Source organism: Streptomyces sp. NBC_01275, assembly GCF_026340655.1.
Classification (GTDB): Bacteria; Actinomycetota; Actinomycetes; order Streptomycetales; family Streptomycetaceae; genus Streptomyces.
The window spans coordinates 5,932,056-5,949,500 of sequence record NZ_JAPEOZ010000001.1 but is presented as its reverse complement, the minus strand read 5'-3'; the positions used below and the strand labels follow the sequence as shown (position 1 = coordinate 5,949,500).

The window sequence follows — 17,445 nt, the reverse complement described above, 5'->3', positions numbered from 1 at the left end:
GTATCCACCGAAGACGTGCAACTACCCTGTCACGAACGTGTCGACGGCGACGTCGAAGTACTCCCGGGCCTCCCGCACCTTCCCGACCGGCGCCGACACCCATACGTCGTACAGCCGACCGCCCTCCTCCCAGCACAGGTCGTACGTGTGCCGGGGCCCCTCCGCCGCGCTGAAGCCGTTCCAGGTGAACTCCCAGAGTGCGGCCGGGTGTCCGCCGTGCTCGGTCTCCGTGACCCGGCCGTCGTGGTAACCGGGATTGGTGTCCGGGCCCTTGGCGGCCGCGTCCTCCATCACGGCGAGCGGACCGTCGGGCGATGCGGCGGTGACCTTGATGCCGAGCCGGAACACCTGCCCCGGGGACATGTAGAAGACCCGCTCGCCCTGTGGCGTCCGCGTGAAGTCCTCCGGCACGGCGAGCGCGAACCCGGCCGGATCGTCGGCGACCCGGTAACCGGAGGGGGCGCTCGGCGCGGTGACGGCGGTGGAGTGGTCGTCGGAGGCGGGCGACGGGGAGCGACGGCTCGCGGAAGCGGACGGGGTGGGGTCGGCCCCGGAAGCGGTGGCGGCCGTAGAGCTCGTCGAACCGCTCCCCGGGCCGCTCCCCGAGCCGCTCGTCGTACCGCCCGTCGGCGACTGCGGCGCCGAACTCGTCGACGCCCGGCCCCCGTCGCCGTCCCGGTTCACCAGCAGCGCCGCCGCCGACACGCCCGCGCCCGCCATCGCGGCCACCAGCAGCGCGGCCACCAGCACGCCCCGCGTGGAACGCTCCCGACCGGCCGCATCCCGCCCGTCCGCATCCCGCCCGTCCGCCTCCTGACCGGCCGCGTCCGACCGCTGGCGGGGCAGGTCGGCCTGGGTCGGCGTGTAGCCGGAGGACACCGCCGGCGGCGTACGCCCGGTGTCCCTGAAGGCGCGCAGCATCCGCTCCGCCTCCGCCGCGCCGAGCCGCCGGTCCGGATCGCGCTCCAGCAGCCCCCGTACGACGGGCAGCAGCGGGGCGGCCTGCGGGGGCGTACGGATGTCGGCGAAGACGACGGCATGCAGGATGCCGCCCAACGAGTCGCGGCGGAACGGCGATTCGCCGCTCAGCACCGTGCACAGCAGCGCGCCCAGCGACCACAGGTCGGACTCCGGCCCGGTGCGCGCCCCGGACATCCGCTCCGGCGCGGTGTACTCCGGCGAGCCGACGAACGAACCCGTCTCGGTGAGCGTGGTGGCGCCCGCGACCTGCGCGATGCCGAAGTCGGTGAGGACGACCCGTTCGTCGTCACCCTCGCGCCGGCCTGCGCCTTCGCCCTCGCCGCCGCCTTCGAGCAGGACGTTCGCCGGCTTGATGTCCCGGTGCAGGACCCCGGCCGCGTGCGCGGCGCGCAGCGCGCCGAGCAGGGCGATGCCGATCCGGGCCGCCTCGTCCGGGGCGAGCGGACCGTGCTCGGCGATCCGGTCGGCGAGCGAGCCCCCGCCGATCAACTCCATGACGATGTACGGACGTTCGTCCTCCTCGACGACGTCGTGCACCACGATGACGTGCGGATGGCTCAGCTGGGCGACCGCACGGGCCTCGCGCAGCGTCCGGTCGCGTCGGCCACGGGCCTCCTCGTCCGGGAGCGAGTCGTCCTGGGTCAGCTCCTTGACCGCGACACGCCGTCCCAACAGCTCGTCGTTGGCCCGCCACACGATGCCCATGCCGCCGCGCCCGAGCCTCGCCTCCAGCCGGTAACGGCCCGCGATGACCCGTCCTGTGCCGTTCCCGACCCCCTCGGTCCCCATGAGCCCCATCATGCCGCACCGGACGCCCCGCCTCCGGGGCGGCGACCGGCCAACTGCCCCCGCCGGCCGACCGCCCACGCCCCCATGGCGGCCCACCATGGCTCAGGAACTGCTCGTCGGCTCCCGCCAGCTCTGCAGCACGGCCTTGAACTGCTTGGCCGTCGTGGCCCAGTCCTGCGCGGGCGACGACATGTAGACCGCGTACTCACTGCCGTCGCGGGCGTCGTACGTCTCCTCGATCGCCCGGCGCGGCCCCGGGAACGCGGTGTCCTTGGCCTGTGCGGTCCACGTGTACTCCCACTCGGAGCCCGCGCGGTCACGGTAGACGTTCTTCTTCAGGGTGACCTGGTGGTAGTCGACCAGCCCGTCGATCTGCTGCTCGAGGTCGACCTGGTGCGCGTACGGATCGCTGAAGTCGGGGGACTTGTCGAGGGCGATGCGCACGAAGTGCTCGCCGCCGTCGGGCGAGTAGTCGACCTGCTTGAGGTCGCCGTCGTCCTGGTACACCTTCCGCTCCCAGCCCTTGGGGAGCGAGAGCCCGAAGCCGAACGGGTCGTGGATCTCGCTCCAGGAGTCGGAGTCGGAACCCTCCTCCGCGGGAGCGCCGGTGGCCGTGGAGCCCGGCGCCCCGCCGGCCTCCTCCTGCCGCCCCGCGTCCCACTTCTGCAGCGCCACCGCCGTGCCCCCGCCGATCAGCGCGGCCACGACGAGCGCGAGCACGAGCGTGCGCCGACGGCGACGACGCCGGGGCGGCCGGGGGGACGCATGGGATCCGTGGGAGGTGTGAGAGGCGTGGGAGTCGTGGGACGCCGGAGATGCAGTGGACGCGGCGGCCACGGCGGACGAGTTCGGCCCGATGTACGTGGGGCCGCTGTCCACGCCGTCCACGGCTCCGTCCACGGTGCCGACCCCGCCGACCGCGGTCGGTCCGGTGGTCATCGGTACGGAGGTCGACGCCTCCTGCCCCGCGGAGAGGGCGGAGGTTTTGGAGACTCCGGACGAGCCGGAGCCGTACGCCGTCCCCGTACCCGCCGTACCGCCCGTACCCGACATGCCGCCCGCACCCCGGTCGGTCCCCCCGAACTGCGTAGGCACCCATGCCTGCGCCGCGCTCGGGCGGCGTCCTTCGGCCGCCTCGGCCAGGAGCTGCTCGGCCTCGGCGGTGTCGGGGCGGGCGGCCGGGTCCTTGCGCAGCAGCGCGGTGATGACGGGCTCGAGCGGGCCCGCGTACGACGGCTGGGCGGCCTGCTCCTCGACGACCGCCTGCAGGGTGGTCAGCGGCGAGGTGCGGCGGAACGGCGAACGCCCCTCGACCGCCGTGTACAGCGTCGCGCCGAGCGCCCACAGGTCGGAGGACGAGCCGGGGTCGTGGCCGCGGACCCGTTCGGGGGCCAGGTAGTCGACGGAGCCGACGACCTCCCCGGTACGGGTGATGGTCGTGTCGCCCTCGATCTGGGCGATGCCGAAGTCGGTGAGGAGCACCCGGCCGTCGTGCCCGAGGAGCACGTTGCCGGGCTTGACGTCACGGTGCAGGACGCCGGCGGAGTGCGCGGCGCGCAGGGCGCGCAGCACCCACAGCCCGATCCGGGCCGCCTCGGCGGGCTCGACCCGCCCGTCCTCCTTGATCGCGTCGGCCAGCGAACGGCCCTCGACCAGCTCCATCACGATCCACGGACGGCCGTCGTGTTCCAGCACGTCGTGCACGGTGACCACGGCGGAGTGGTTGATCCGCGCGGCCGCCCGGGCCTCCGCCCTGGTCCGCGCCAACAGGATCGTCCGGTCGCCCTCGGACACGTAGAGCGCTGCGGTCAGCTCCTTGATGGCGACGGCCCGGTGCAGCAGCTCATCGTGCGCACGCCACACCCGGCCCATGCCCCCGCTGCCGATGGAGTCGGCGAGCCGGTAACGGCCCGCGAGGAGCAGGCCCTGCATCTGATTCACGTTGCCCCGCAATGCTCTTGACAGGGTCAGCGTAAAGACCGGGCCGCGGCCGGGGAACCATCAGGGGCCCAAGGAGACCGCACTGTGACGGTTGTCGCTTCTGACGTCCACCGGGAACCGAAACGGGAAGCAGAAACAGAACCGGTGGACACCCGTCGAGCCTGTTGGACCGATCAGCCCGTGTACTGATAGGTGGCCGACGCCTGTTCGTACAACCGCGTCACCTCGTCCCGCTCGGCCTCGGGGCCGCGGACCTGGACGACGTGATAGCGCCCGTCGACGAGGATCGCCAGATTGCGCACATACAGCTCGCGTCCGGCGCCGTCGGTCCAGGTGAACTGCCCCTCGGCCATGACCCGCGTGCCCACCTGGATCGTCCGCAGCCCCGACGCCGTCGCCCAACTGGAGTCCCGGTACGGCTGCAGCTCGCTCTCCTTGTCCCGCTGGTACGCCATCGGGTCGCTGCCGTTCTTCGAGGCGCTGTCCCGCCCGGGGACGACGATCAGCTCGAAGTCCCCGTGCGCGTAGACGACCTGCCCGCGCCCGTTCTTCGGCGTACGGTCCCAGCCGTTGGCCACGGCCACCTGGAAGCCGGCCGCGTCCTTGCGCAGGGTGAAGCCGTCGGCGACGTCGGAACCGGACCCGGTCTGCGTCTGCGTGGCCTCGGCCTCCGAGGAGGCGCTGCCACTGGGCGCCGGCGAGGTCTGGTCCGGCCGGGGCTCACTGCTCGCCTCGGTGTCCTGGCCGACCGACCCGGTCGCCCCGGTCGCCCCGGTCCGCTGCCCCCCGTCCGTGCCGGCCGCGTTCTCCTCCCCGGACTTGGGCATGAACAGCACGGCGTACGCGACCACCGCGGCCAGCAGAAGCAGTATCAGCACGAGCAGCACGCGCCCCAGGCTTCGCGGCGAACGGCCCGTCTCCCGCGGAGCCGCCCGCTTGTGCCGCCCGTGCGTCGCGGGCAGCCCGGCACGCCGTCTGCGCACCAACTCGCCCTTGCGCCGGACGATCGGCAGCCGACGCGGGTCGGCGGGCGGCGCGGCGACGACGTACGTCCCCGCCTCCGGCTCCGGCGCGGAACGCACCAGCGAGCGCAGCCAGCCCCGCAGCTCCTCGAAGTCGAGGCGCTCGGTGGGGTCCTGCCGCAGCAGCGACTCCACCACGGGCCGCAGCGACCCGCACTCCTCGGCGAAGGCCGGCGGCTCGGCGCACACCAGCTGCACCAGCTCCGCCGTCGACTCCTCCGGATACGGCGCATGCCCCTGCACGGCCCGGAACAGCAACGCCCCCAACGCCCACAGGTCGGTCGCCGGGCCGATCGGCGCGGCCAGCTGCCAGTTCTCGTGCACCGGACCCGCCTGCTCCGGCGCCCACCGCTCGGTGACGGGCCCGACGACCGCCATCCGCGCCTGCCGGGCCCGCTCGGCGGCCAACGCCGTCGCAGGCCCCCGCCGAGCCGCCGCCCCGGGCGCCCCCGCCACCGGATCGCCCCAACGCGCCCCGGCACGCGCCCCACCGGAACCCTCGACCGACTGAGCGGGGAGGGAGACGGAAGGCGAAGGGGCAGAGGCGGGGGCGGGGGCAGGGGCAGGGGTGGCTGCGGAAGCGGCGATGCCATGGGGACCGTACGGGCCGTACGAGCCGTACGAGCCGTACGAGCCGTATGGTCCGGAAGCGGGGAGCTCCTGGGCGGAACCCGGAAGCGGCTGGGCCGACCCGGGAAGCTGCTGCGCCGGAGCGGGTGACGTGGGAGCGTACCCCGCCGACGCCGGGCCCCCCGCCGACGCGCTCGACCCAGGCCCCGGCCCTGAACCCGGCCCCGGCCCCGGCCCGTAGCCTGCCGAACCGGCCCCGGGCGTCGGCGCGCCGCGGACGCCGTAGGGGTCGGCGATCTGTCCGGGCGGCCCCTCCGGGGTACGGGCCCCCGGCAGGGCAGCCCGCCCGTTCTGTCCGTTCTGCGTCTCCTGGACCCGGGCCGCCGCCCGCGCCCCCGCGCGATACGCGGCGATCGCCCCGGCCCGCGCGGCACGAATGTCCCCACCGGTCTCCACGGCCGCCCTACGGGCCACCGCTCCCGATGTCCCGGCCCCGTTCGCCGACTCGTCCCCGGCTCCCGGCAGCCCACCGGCCGCCCGCGCCTCGATGGCGGCCCGCCGAGCAGCCTCGGGATCCACCGCACCGACACCACCGGCCCCAGCCCCCGCCACCGGCCCGGAACCGGCAGACCCACCGGACCCCCCCGAACCACCGGGACCGCCGTAACCACCCGGGCCGCCCATTCCCGTCGGCGGCACGGCGGAGCGAAGGCCTCCGCTCTCCTGCCCCGGCGCGCCCTGCCCCTCCTCCACCGGCACCGGGTCGTACCCGCACAGCGCCTCTTCCGCCGCCCCGACCGCCAGTCCGGTCAGCATGACCCGGCCGTCGTCGCAGACCAGGACCGTGCGCGCGGTGATGTTGCGATGCACCCAGCCGTGCGCGTGCAGCACCCGAAGCGCCATGAGCACGTCGGAGGCGACCTCGGCCGCCCGGTACGGCGTCAGGGGCTTCTCGGCGAGCAGCGCCGACAGGGGCCGCGCGGCCACCAGTTCACTCACTATCCACAGCGAACCGCCGTCGGCGAACACGTCGAAGACCTGGTCGAGCCGAGGATGGTCGGGAATGCTCGCCGCGGCCTGCGCCGCCTCAACCGCCCGTCGTACGACGGGATCGGCGGGCCGTCGCGCCCCGGCGCCCGCGCCCGTGCCCAGCCCCGCGCCCGCTCGCGCTCCCGGCCGCCGGGCCCCGCGCTCACGCGCCGTGAACCCCTCGGGCAGCCCCTCCGCGTCGAGCACCTCCGCCTCGACGACCTCCGGCAACGGCACCTGCCGGACCAGGACTTCCTGCCCGCTGTAGGTGTCGAAGGCCCGGGTCTCGGTGAGTTCGTACTCCTCCGCGGGAGGCAGCGGCAAGCGGTAGCGGTCGGCGAGTACCCGTCCCGCATAGTCGTCCACGTTGCCTCCCCCGGCCGCCAGGTCGGTCAATTCCGTTCACCTTGCGTGCCGTTCCAGCCATATTCGGCCGTACAGCTGGCTGCGTACGGTCCGCAAGCACTCACGATACGTGCCGGAGGCAACCCGCAAAGAGGGGATGCAAGATCTCGCACCCGCAACAGGCCCCGCACGGACCGCCAGCAGGCCCCGAAGGCCTCGCCACTTCGGCTGCTTCGGCTACTTCGGCTACTTCTTCGGCGTGAAGGTGTCCGCGAGCGTCGCCCAGGTGGTCTCCCGCAGATCGGTGCCCCACGCGGCGGACTTCGCCGTGTACATCAGCGCGTACCCCAGGCTGCCGTTCACGACGAACCCACGGTCGACCGTGCGGTACTTGGTCCCGCTCTCCACATAGGTGAACTCCCAGTCGGCCGTGTTCCAGCCGCGGTAGTCCACCTCCGCTATTCGGATCTTCTTGTACTGCGAGCGCGTCATGTAGCGCTCCTGGTTCTCCCAGTCGGCGACGGGGTCGTCCTTGGGCGTGGTCGTCCAGGCCACGAGCAGCTTCTGCCCGTCGGGCCCCGTGAACCGGTCCCCCGCGGACCCGGTGGACTGGAACTCCCACCCGGCGGGCAGCCCGATCGAGTACCCCTGACTCCCCTTGTACGTCGTCGTCGCCTGCCCGTCCTCATTGGCGGATACGTCGGACCCGGCGCCCCCGTCCGTGGAGGCGCCGTTGCTGGACGAGGAGCCGGCCGTGGCGGACTGCGACGCCGAACCGTCCGTCCGGGTCCCACCGTCCGTGCCGTCCCCGGACTCCGAGTCCCCCTTGTCCTCCTTGGTGGAGGCACTCGCGCTGTCGCTCGCCGTGCCGCCCGCGACCGCCTTGGAGCCACCGCTCTTCGAGCCGCTCGCCTTGTCGTCGTCCCCGCCGCCCAGCGTGAGGGCCAGCACGGTACCGAGCACCGCGAGCACCACCACCAGCGCGATGATCACCAGCGTCCGCTTCGGCACCACATCGGTGAGCGGCGCCCTGGGCACCGACCGCGGCGGCAGATCCGGAGGCGTCATCACGGGCCACCCCGAACTCCGCCCACCGGCACGGGCGCCGGCGCCAGAACCGACACCGGCTGCCGACGGGGTCGCCGAAGCGGTGGTGACCGTGGCCGCACCCGTGGTCCTGCCCTTCGAGGCAGACACAGCAGAGGCAGAAGGGGAGGAAGAGGAAAAGGAAGAAGAAGCAGGAGAGGGCGAGACGGAGGTAGAGGGAGAGGAAGCCGTAACCTCGGCGGAAGCCGCAGCAGCCCCGGTGCCCTTCTTCGCCTCATCCGCCCGCACGGCCCCCGAAGCCGAAGTCGCAGCCGAAGCCGCGGTCGAAGCCGAAGTCGCAGACCCGTTCGTCGACTTGGCGCGGGACGCGGCCGCAGAGGTGGCCGCTCCGGCCGCGACGGCGGCCTTGCGCACGGACCGGAACGCCCCGCGCAACTTCTCGCCGGCCTCCCCGCCGCCCGAACTCCCCTTGTTCTCCGGGGAGTCCGGCTGTGCCGGCAGCGGCACGACCGTCGTCGCGTCGGCCGGCTCGACCTCCCTGGGCTCGGGCGCGTGGATCACCGCGCTGAGCATCGACCGCGCACCGGCGTCATCGAGCCTCCGTGCGGGATCCTTGGTGAGCAGACCGTAGATGACGTCCCTCAGCGGACCCGCGTTCTTCGGCTCCTCCAACGGCTCGGTCATCACCGCGGTGAGCGTGGCGATCGCGGAGCCCTTGTCATACGGGGGCGAGCCCTCGACCGCCGCGTACAGCAGCCCGCCGAGCGACCACAGGTCCGCCGCCGGCCCCGGCTTGTGCCCGCGGGCCCGCTCCGGGGAGATGTAGGAGGGCGCGCCGACGAGCATGCCGGTGGAGGTGATGGACGGGTCGCCCTCGACCTGCGCGATACCGAAGTCAGTGAGCACGACCCGGCCGTCCTCGGCGATCAGCACGTTGGACGGCTTCACGTCACGGTGCAGAATCCCCTCACGGTGCGCCGAACGCAGCACGTCGAGAATCGCGAGCCCGACCTCCGCCGCACGCCTGGGCTCCAGCACGCCGTCCTCGCGGATGACCTCGGCGAGCGACTTGCCCTCGACGAGCTCCATCACGATCCACGGCCGGTCGTCCTCGTCGACCACGTCGAAGACCGTCACCGCGCTGTTGTTACGGATCCGCGCAATGGCCTTGGCCTCGCGCAGCGTCCGCGTGATCAGCCGGCGCTTCTCGTCGTCGTCGATGTTCCCCGGGAACCGCAGCTCCTTGACGGCGACAGTGCGTCCGAGGGTCTCGTCCTCCGCCCGCCACACCGTCCCCATGCCGCCGCGGCCGAGTACGTCTCCCAGCCGGTACCGCCCGGCGAGGAGACGTGCGCTCTTGTCCTGACGGGATGACCCCGCCCGCTCCGCCTCCGACATGCGTCCCCTCATGCAACCCGCCCTGACAGAGCCTTCATTGTCCCTCACCCGACAAGTGCCCGACGCCCAGGGTGCCTCTCACGACATCCACACCTCACCCCAGGACAGGAGCATTCAGGCCAGAAGGTGCAGCAGTCTCCGGCCAAACAGCACCACAACACCCACACCACCCGAGGAACACCACCTGCCCCACCTGCGAATTCCCCCTTTCCCCCCTCCCTCCGCCTCCCCCTCCCCCTCCCCCTCCCCCTCCCCGCCCCCGCCCTCGCCCTCGCCCTCGGCCCAAGCCCAGCCCTAAGCCCAGGCCCAAGCCCCGCCCTCGGCCCAAGCACCGGCCGGGCCTGGGCCGGACCTCGGCCCAAGCCCATGCCCGGCCCAGGCCTCGCCCCATGCCCATGCCCCGGCCCGGCCCCGGCCCCGATGAAGTGCCCCCTCCCCACCCCTGGATGATGGGCTCGACGCGACTCGGCAGAACTCGACGGGACTCGACCGCACCGCGACGAGAAAGGAGGATCCGCATGTCGCCGCCGTTCAGGAGCCTGTCGGCCGTGTCGCTGGCCCTGGCTCTCCTCGGCCTGGCCGCGACCGGATCGCAGGCGACCTCGACCCCGCCCACGGATGCCCTTCTCCCCCTGCTCGTCACTCGGGGTCAGGCCCCCGCCGCGGCCCTGCTGGCCCGTGAGGAGTCCGGCACCCGCTACGCCGAGGCGGGTCCCGGGATCTCCCGGGCCGACCGCTTCCGGGCCGGCAGCGTCACGAAGAGCTTCCTCGCGACCGTCGTGCTCCAACTGGCCGCCGAACACCGGCTGTCGCTGTCCGACACGGTGGAGTCGCATCTGCCGGGACTGGTGCGCGGGGCGGGCAACGACGGGCGCGCGCTGACCCTGCGTTCCCTGCTGACCCACACCAGCGGCCTGTACGACTTCACCCGGGACACCGAGGGCGTCGTCCCCGTCACCCCGCTTCAAGCTGTGCGTATCGCGCTCACCCACCCTCCGGCCGACCGCGGCCGCTTCGTCTACTCCAACACCAACTACGTCCTGCTCGGCCTGGTCGTCGAGCAGGTCACCGGCCACTCGTACGCCATGGAGGCCGAGCGGCGGATCATCGCTCCCCTGCGTCTGACGGGCACCTCCTTCCCGGGCTCCCGCACCTCTCTTCCCTCTCCGCACGGTCGCGCCTACGACACGGACGGAACCGACGTCACCGAGCTCGACCCGCGGGTGGCCGGGGCCGCGGGCGAGTTGGTGACCACGCTCGCCGACCTGGACCGCTTCTACGCGGCGCTGCTCGGCGGCGAGCTGCTGTCCTCGCGTTGGCTGCGCGAGATGCTCGACACCCGTACCGCACACGGCTCGTACGGCATGGGGCTGTTTCCCGTGAGGCTTCCGTGCGGCGTCACGGTGTGGGGGCACAACGGCCGGATCTCGGGCAGCTACGTGCGCACCGCGGCCACCCTCGACGGTCGGCGTGTCCTCACCTTCCGGGTGAACACGACGGCGGTCGCAGATCCCGGCCTCGAACCGGCCCTGCTCGCCGCCGAGTTCTGCCCCCGCACCCCGTAGAACGAGCGGGTTCCGAACGGAGATCCCGGTTCACGACACCCGTTCGAGTGAAAGAGCGGGCACCCGGCCACAGGCCCCGCACGTCACAGCGGCGCGATGTCCGGCGCCCCCAGTCGTGCCGCGTCCGCCGTCAGGTCGTCGGGCTGGAGTTGGGACTCGCGCTCGGCCTCCACCCGCTTCTCGTAGTGCTCGACCTCGCGCTCGATCTGGTCCTTGTCCCAGCCCAGCACCGGCGCCATCAGCTCAGCTGCCTCCCGGGCGCTGCGCATCCCGCGGTCGAAGGTCTCGATGGAGATGCGGGTGCGTCGGGTCAGCACGTCGTCGAGATGGCGTGCGCCCTCGTGGGAGGCGGCGTAGACGATCTCGGCGCGGAGGTAGTCGTCGGCGGCCTGGAGGGGCTCGCCGAGGGAGGGGTCCGAGGCGATGAGGTCGAGGATCTCCTCGGACATCGTGCCGAAGCGATTCAGCAGGTGCTCGATCCGCACCACGTGCAGCCCGGTCCGTGCGGCCGTCCGCGCTCGCGCGTTCCACAGGGCCCGGTAGCCCTCCGCGCCCAGCAGCGGGACGTCCTCGGTGACGCACTCGGCGACGCGCTGGTCGAGCCCGTGCACGGCCTCGTCGACGGCGTCCTTGGCCATCACCCGGTACGTCGTGTACTTGCCGCCCGCGACCACGACGAGCCCCGGCACCGGATGGGCGACGGTGTGCTCGCGTGACAGCTTGCTGGTGGCGTCCGACTCGCCGGCCAGCAGCGGTCGTAGACCTGCGTACACGCCTTCGACGTCGTCCCTGGTGAGCGGGGTGCGGAGCACGGAGTTCACGTGCTCAAGGAGGTAGTCGATGTCCGCACTGGACGCGGCCGGGTGGGCCTTGTCGAGGTCCCAGTCGGTGTCGGTGGTGCCGATGATCCAGTGCCGTCCCCAGGGGATGACGAACAGCACGGACTTCTCGGTGCGCAGGATCAGTCCGGTGGAGGAGCTGATCCGGTCCCTCGGGACGACCAGGTGGATGCCCTTGGAGGCGCGGACGTGGAACTGTCCCCGTTCGCCCACCATCGCCTGCGTGTCGTCGGTCCACACGCCGGTGGCGTTGACGATCTGGCGGGCGCGGATCTCGTACTCCCCGCCGCCCTCGACGTCCTGGACGCGTGCGCCGACGACTCGTTCGCCCTCGCGCAGGAAGCTCGTGACGCGCGCGCGGTTGGCCGTCTTCGCGCCGTAGGACGCGGCCGTGCGCACGAGGGTGGCGACGAAGCGGGCGTCGTCCATCTGGGCGTCGTAGTACTGCAGCGCGCCGACCAGGGCGTCCTTCTTCAGGGCGGGGGCGACGCGCAGGGCGCGGGTGCGGCTGAGGTGGCGGTGCAGGGGCAGGCCCCGGCCGTGGCCGCGGGCCATGGACATCGCGTCGTAGAGCGCGACGCCCGAGCCGGCGTAGAGGCGCTCCCAGCCCTTGTGCTGGAGCGGGTAGAGGAACGGAACGGGCTTGACCAGGTGGGGGGCCAGGCGTTCCAGGAGCAGTCCGCGTTCCTTCAGCGCCTCGCGGACGAGGGTGAAGTCGAGCATCTCCAGATAGCGCAGTCCGCCGTGGATCAGTTTGCTGGACCTGCTCGACGTGCCCGACGCCCAGTCCCGGGCTTCGACCAGGCCCGTGGACAGGCCGCGTGTCACGGCGTCGAGGGCGGTGCCCGCGCCGACCACTCCGGCTCCGACGACCAGTACGTCCAGCTCGCGCTCGGCCATGCCCGCCAGAGACTCGGCTCGCTGCGCCGGCCCCAGTGTCGCTGTCCTCACCGCTGCCTCCCGCTGTCGGTCGCGCCGGCCGCACCCTCAGGGCGAGGCCCGGCCCGTTTCCCCCATGACCAGATTCTGACCTTGTTGCCCGACTTCAGCCACCACATGCCCCCAGCCTGTGGACAACTCTCCCGGAAACTCACGTGACCGGAACGGGTCTACGGGAAAACACAGTCGATCAATCCCGCATAACGGTCATATTTACTCCTAGTCTGACATTGCGCTCGCCCATCCTGTCCACAGGGCTTGCGCACCTGTCCCGCTTCGGTTACTGGGAAGGACGGCATACGCCATGCCCGCAGATCTCGCCGTCATCGGACTCGGCCCGCTCGGCCTGCCCCTGGCCCAGGCCGCCGTGGCCGCCGGCATCCCCACCCTCGGCTACCGGACCGGCCCCGAGGCGGGCTCCCTCAGCCCCGCCGAACTGCGCCGGATGCTCTCGGGGGGTTTCCGGCCCGCCACCGACCCGGCGGAACTGGGCCGGGTGCGCACGGCCGTCATCTGCGCCCCCACCCCGCGCGACGCGGACGGCGGACTCGACCTGAGCCAGGTCGAGGCGGCCGCCCGCACCCTGGCCGGACAGCTGCGCCCGCACACCACCGTGATCCTCGAGTCGCCCGTGCACCCGGGGACGACGGAGGAGTTCCTGCGCCCGATCCTGGAGGAGACCTCCGGCCTGCGCGCGGGCCGCGACTTCCACCTCGCCTACTCCCCCAGCCGGGTCGACCCCGGCGGCCGCGACTTCTCCCCGGCCACCACCCCGAAGGTCATCGGCGGCCTCACCCCCGCCTGCACCGAGTCGGCCGCCGCCTTCTACGGCCGTCTCACCGACAAGGTGGTACGCGCGCGTGGGCTGCGGGAAGCGGAGACCGTGCAGCTCCTGGAGACCAACTTCCGGCACGTCAACATCGCCCTCGTCAACGAGATGGCCGTCCTCTGCCACGACCTCGGCGTCGACCTGTGGGACGTCATCCGCTGCGCGGAGACCAAGCCGTTCGGCTTCCAGGCGTTCCGCCCCGGCCCGGGCGTCGGCGGCCACTCCGTCCCCCTGGACCGCACCGGCCACCACCCCGGCGGCCCCCTGCGCATGGTCGAACTCGCCCAGCAGGTCAACAGCCGCATGCCCCGCTACGTCGTCCAGCGCGCCGCCGCGCTCCTGAACGAGCACGGCAAGTCGGCGCGGGGCGCGCGCGTGCTGCTGCTCGGCGTCACCTACAAGCCCGACCTCGCCGACCAGACCGCCACCCCCGCGCGCGAGATCGCGATCCGTCTGATGGAGCTGGGCGCCGCCGTCAGCTACCACGACCCGCACGTACCGTCCTGGAGCGTCCTGGACCGTCCGGTGCCGCGCGCCGACTCCCTCTACGAGGCCGCCGCCGACGCCGACCTGACGATCCTCCTCCAGCAGCACCGCACGTACGACCTCCAGGGCCTGTCGGTGAAGGCCCAGCTGTTGCTGGACACACGGGGGGCCACTCCCACGGGGGCGGCGCATCGGTTGTGAAATGGGGCGCACGCGGCCGACCCGGGCTCCGGGGGCTGGTGGCGCACGGCACGGCACGCCGGTAACGTACGAAACAGGTGAGGCCCACCGCAGTGGCCACTGCGGCAGGCTCCTGGATGGATCACGGAGTGTCCGCCCCTAATGTGTTTGGGGGCGGCCGCTCACCGTCCGAAATAGAAACAGGTGGAGCCCACCGCAGTGGGCACTGCGGCAGGCTCCTGGATGGATCACGGAGTGTCCGCCCCTATTGTGGTTGGGGGCGGCCGCTCACCATCCGAAAAGACGCAAGATCCACCTCCTCCGGCACTGCACCATCCGAAGACGGAGTCGGTCCCAGCGGGTGGGCTTGCGGTGGCGTCCCATGGGTGCCCCCTTCCACCACGCCGCCCAGATGGCCCGGTGGACGGCTCGTTCAGGAACTCGGGCCGGGCCCCGAGGGCCGGGGTCCGGAACGATGTCCTTGGAAGGGGGCACCCCACACAACCGGGGCGCCACTCCGGACGCTATCGCCCGCGACCCACCTGACCAGCCCGTATCCGCCCTGAACGCAACCGCGCGCCCCCGACCCACACCCACGCGCCTCAGGTCCGTCCGAGCACGCAGAAGGGGCCGGTCAGCTCACCCAAGTGAGCTGACCGGCCCCTCTCGACCGTCTACGGCACTACGGGACTACCGTCGGTGCACCGAGTCCGCGACCGTCACCTCGACGCGCTGGAACTCCTTCAGTTCGCTGTAGCCGGTGGTGGCCATGGCGCGGCGCAGGGCGCCGAAGAAGTTCATCGAGCCGTCGGGCGTGTGGGACGGGCCCGTGAGGACCTCCTCGATGGTGCCGACGGTGCCGAGGTCGACCTTCTTGCCGCGCGGCAGCTCCTCGTTGACGGCCTCCATGCCCCAGTGGTTGCCCCGGCCCGGCGCGTCGGTCGCGCGCGCGAGCGGGGAGCCCATCATCACGGAGTCGGCGCCGCAGGCGATCGCCTTGGGCAGGTCGCCGGACCAGCCGACGCCGCCGTCCGCGATCACGTGCACATACCGGCCGCCGGACTCGTCCATGTAGTCCCGGCGGGCGGCGGCCACGTCGGCGACCGCCGTGGCCATCGGGACCTGGATGCCCAGCACGTTGCGCGTGGTGTGCGCCGCGCCGCCGCCGAAGCCGACGAGCACGCCCGCCGCGCCGGTGCGCATCAGGTGCAGGGCCGCGGTGTAGGTGGCGCAGCCGCCGACGATCACCGGGACGTCGAGTTCGTAGATGAACTGCTTCAGGTTCAGCGGCTCGTGCGAGCCGGAGACGTGCTCCGCCGAGACCGTCGTGCCGCGGATGACGAAGATGTCCACGCCCGCGTCGACGACGGCCTTGGAGAACTGGGCCGTGCGCTGCGGGGAGAGCGCGGCGGCGGTGACCACGCCCGAGTCGCGCACCTCCTTGATGCGCTGCCCGATCAGCTCCTCCTTGATGGGGGCGGCGTAGATCTCCTGGAGGCGGCGGGTCGCGGTGTCCGCGTCCAGCTCGGCGATCTCGTCGAGCAGCGGCTGCGGGTCCTCGTAGCGTGTCCACAGGCCCTCGAGGTTGAGGACGCCGAGGCCGCCGAGCTCGCCGATGCGGATCGCGGTGGCCGGGGAGACGACCGAGTCCATGGGGGCGGCCAGGAAGGGCAGCTCGAAGCGGTAGGCGTCGATCTGCCAGGCGATCGAGACCTCCTTCGGGTCCCGCGTACGGCGGCTGGGGACGACGGCGATGTCGTCGAAGGCGTACGCCCGGCGGCCGCGCTTGCCGCGCCCGATCTCGATCTCAGTCACGTTGTGGCCTTTCCCTGATGCGTTGCAGCGTCTCCCAGTATCGCCGACGGGTACGACAAGGGGGCCACGGAGTGTCTCCGTGGCCCCCTTGGGAATGCCCTACGCGCGCGTGCGCGTCACTGGCTGCTGTAGTTCGGCGCCTCGACGGTCATCTGGATGTCGTGGGGGTGGCTCTCCTTGAGACCCGCGGACGTGATCCGGACGAAGCGGCCCTTGGTCTCCATCTCCTCGATGGTGGCCGCGCCCACGTAGCCCATGGTCTGGCGCAGTCCGCCGACGAGCTGGTGCAGCACGTTGCCGAGGGGGCCGCGGTAGGGCACCTGGCCCTCGATGCCCTCGGGGACGAGCTTGTCGTCGGCTGCGACCTCCGCCTGGAAGTAGCGGTCCTTGGAGTACGACTTCGCCTGCCCACGGGACTGCATGGCGCCGAGGGAGCCCATGCCGCGGTACGACTTGAACTGCTTGCCGTTGATGAACTGCAGCTCGCCCGGGGACTCCTCGCAGCCCGCGAGCAGGCTGCCCAGCATCACGGTGTCGGCGCCGGCGGCGAGCGCCTTGCCGATGTCGCCGGAGTACTGCAGGCCGCCGTCGCCGATGAGCGGGATACCGGCCGGACGGGCCGCGAGCGAGGCCTCGTAGATGGCGGTGACCTGCGGGACGCCGATGCCGGCGACCACGCGGGTGGTACAGATCGAACCGGGGCCGACACCGACCTTGATGCCGTCGACGCCTGCGTCGATCAGGGCCTGGGCGCCGTCGCGCGTGGCGACGTTGCCGCCGATCACGTCGACGCGCACGCTCGACTTGATCTTCGACATCCAGCTGAGGGCGTTGCTGTTGTGGCCGTGCGAGGTGTCGACGACCAGGAAGTCCACGCCGGCCTCGGCGAGCGCCTGGGCGCGCTCCAGGGCCTCGGGGCTGGCGCCGACGGCGGCGCCGACGAGCAGGCGGCCCTCGGCGTCCTTGGCGGCCCGGGGGTACTGCTCGGCCTTGACGAAGTCCTTGACCGTGATGAGGCCCTTGAGGACGCCCGCCTCGTCGACCAGGGGAAGTTTCTCGATCTTGTGGCGGCGCAGCAGCTCCATGGCGTCTGTGCCGGAGATGCCGACGTAGCCGGTGACCAGCGGCATCGGGGTCATGACCTCGCGCACCTGGCGCGAGCGGTCGGACTCGAAGGCCATGTCGCGGTTGGTGACGATGCCGAGGAGCTTCTTGTTGCCGTCCGTGACCGGGACACCGCTGATGCGGAACTTGGCGCACAGGGCGTCGGCCTCGGCCAGGGTCGCGTCCGGGTGCACCGTGATCGGGTCGGTGACCATGCCGGACTCGGAGCGCTTCACCAGGTCGACCTGGTTGACCTGGTCCTCGATGGAGAGGTTGCGGTGCAGCACGCCGACGCCGCCCTGGCGGGCCATCGCGATCGCCATGCGGGACTCGGTCACCTTGTCCATCGCCGCCGACAGCAGCGGGATATTGACCCGGACATTACGGGAGATGCGGGACGAGGTGTCGACCGCGTTGGGGAGCACCTCGGATGCACCCGGCAGCAGCAGCACGTCGTCGTAGGTGAGCCCGAGGGTCGCGAATTTACCGGGCACTCCGTCGACGTTGGCAGTCATGACACCTTCCCCAAATGGCCTTGATCGGTGCGGATGTCCATGCTAACGGGA

The 17,445-nt window shown here is 72.2% G+C and carries 9 protein-coding genes; 2 read left to right on the top strand and 7 right to left on the bottom strand.

Annotation, left to right across the window (positions count from 1 at the left end; translation table 11 throughout):
* Positions 1-21: 21 nt before the first annotated feature.
* The 4 genes from OG562_RS26395 to OG562_RS26380 form a co-directional block, all read right to left on the bottom strand.
* On the bottom strand, positions 22-1,770 hold the full coding sequence (locus OG562_RS26395) for a serine/threonine-protein kinase (protein ID WP_266401941.1): 1,749 nt from the start codon (positions 1,768-1,770) through the stop codon (positions 22-24).
* A gap of 102 nt (positions 1,771-1,872) precedes the next feature.
* On the bottom strand, positions 1,873-3,702 hold the full coding sequence (locus tag OG562_RS26390; RefSeq protein WP_266401938.1) for a serine/threonine-protein kinase: 1,830 nt from the start codon (positions 3,700-3,702) through the stop codon (positions 1,873-1,875).
* A 182-nt stretch (positions 3,703-3,884) separates the two neighbouring features.
* The gene (locus OG562_RS26385; protein ID WP_266401935.1) at positions 3,885-6,728 is read right to left on the bottom strand and encodes a protein kinase; all 2,844 of its coding nucleotides are present in this window, start codon (positions 6,726-6,728) and stop codon (positions 3,885-3,887) included.
* Between the two features lie 195 nt (positions 6,729-6,923).
* Complete coding sequence (locus tag OG562_RS26380; RefSeq protein ID WP_266401932.1) at positions 6,924-9,122, bottom strand: serine/threonine-protein kinase; 2,199 nt, start codon at positions 9,120-9,122, stop codon at positions 6,924-6,926.
* 518 nt (positions 9,123-9,640) lie between these two features.
* On the opposite strand from OG562_RS26380, the gene OG562_RS26375 reads away from it, so the two are divergent.
* Positions 9,641-10,687 (top strand): serine hydrolase, encoded by a 1,047-nt coding sequence (locus tag OG562_RS26375; protein ID WP_266401929.1) that lies wholly within the window; start codon positions 9,641-9,643, stop codon positions 10,685-10,687.
* A gap of 83 nt (positions 10,688-10,770) precedes the next feature.
* Here OG562_RS26375 and OG562_RS26370 read toward each other — a convergent pair whose 3' ends face one another.
* The gene (locus OG562_RS26370) at positions 10,771-12,477 is read right to left on the bottom strand and encodes a glycerol-3-phosphate dehydrogenase/oxidase (protein WP_266401927.1); all 1,707 of its coding nucleotides are present in this window, start codon (positions 12,475-12,477) and stop codon (positions 10,771-10,773) included.
* A 292-nt stretch (positions 12,478-12,769) separates the two neighbouring features.
* On the opposite strand from OG562_RS26370, the gene OG562_RS26365 reads away from it, so the two are divergent.
* A complete protein-coding gene (locus tag OG562_RS26365; protein WP_266401924.1) occupies positions 12,770-13,981 on the top strand; it encodes a nucleotide sugar dehydrogenase in 1,212 nt (403 codons plus the stop codon).
* Positions 13,982-14,650: 669 nt separating this feature from the next.
* Here OG562_RS26365 and OG562_RS26360 read toward each other — a convergent pair.
* Both OG562_RS26360 and guaB read right to left on the bottom strand, forming a co-directional pair.
* Positions 14,651-15,775: a GuaB3 family IMP dehydrogenase-related protein gene (locus OG562_RS26360; protein ID WP_266401921.1), complete on the bottom strand. Its 1,125-nt coding sequence runs from the start codon at positions 15,773-15,775 to the stop codon at positions 14,651-14,653.
* Between the two features lie 116 nt (positions 15,776-15,891).
* Positions 15,892-17,394 (bottom strand): IMP dehydrogenase, encoded by a 1,503-nt coding sequence (gene guaB / locus OG562_RS26355; RefSeq protein ID WP_266401918.1) that lies wholly within the window; start codon positions 17,392-17,394, stop codon positions 15,892-15,894.
* Between the last annotated feature and the right edge of the window lie 51 nt (positions 17,395-17,445).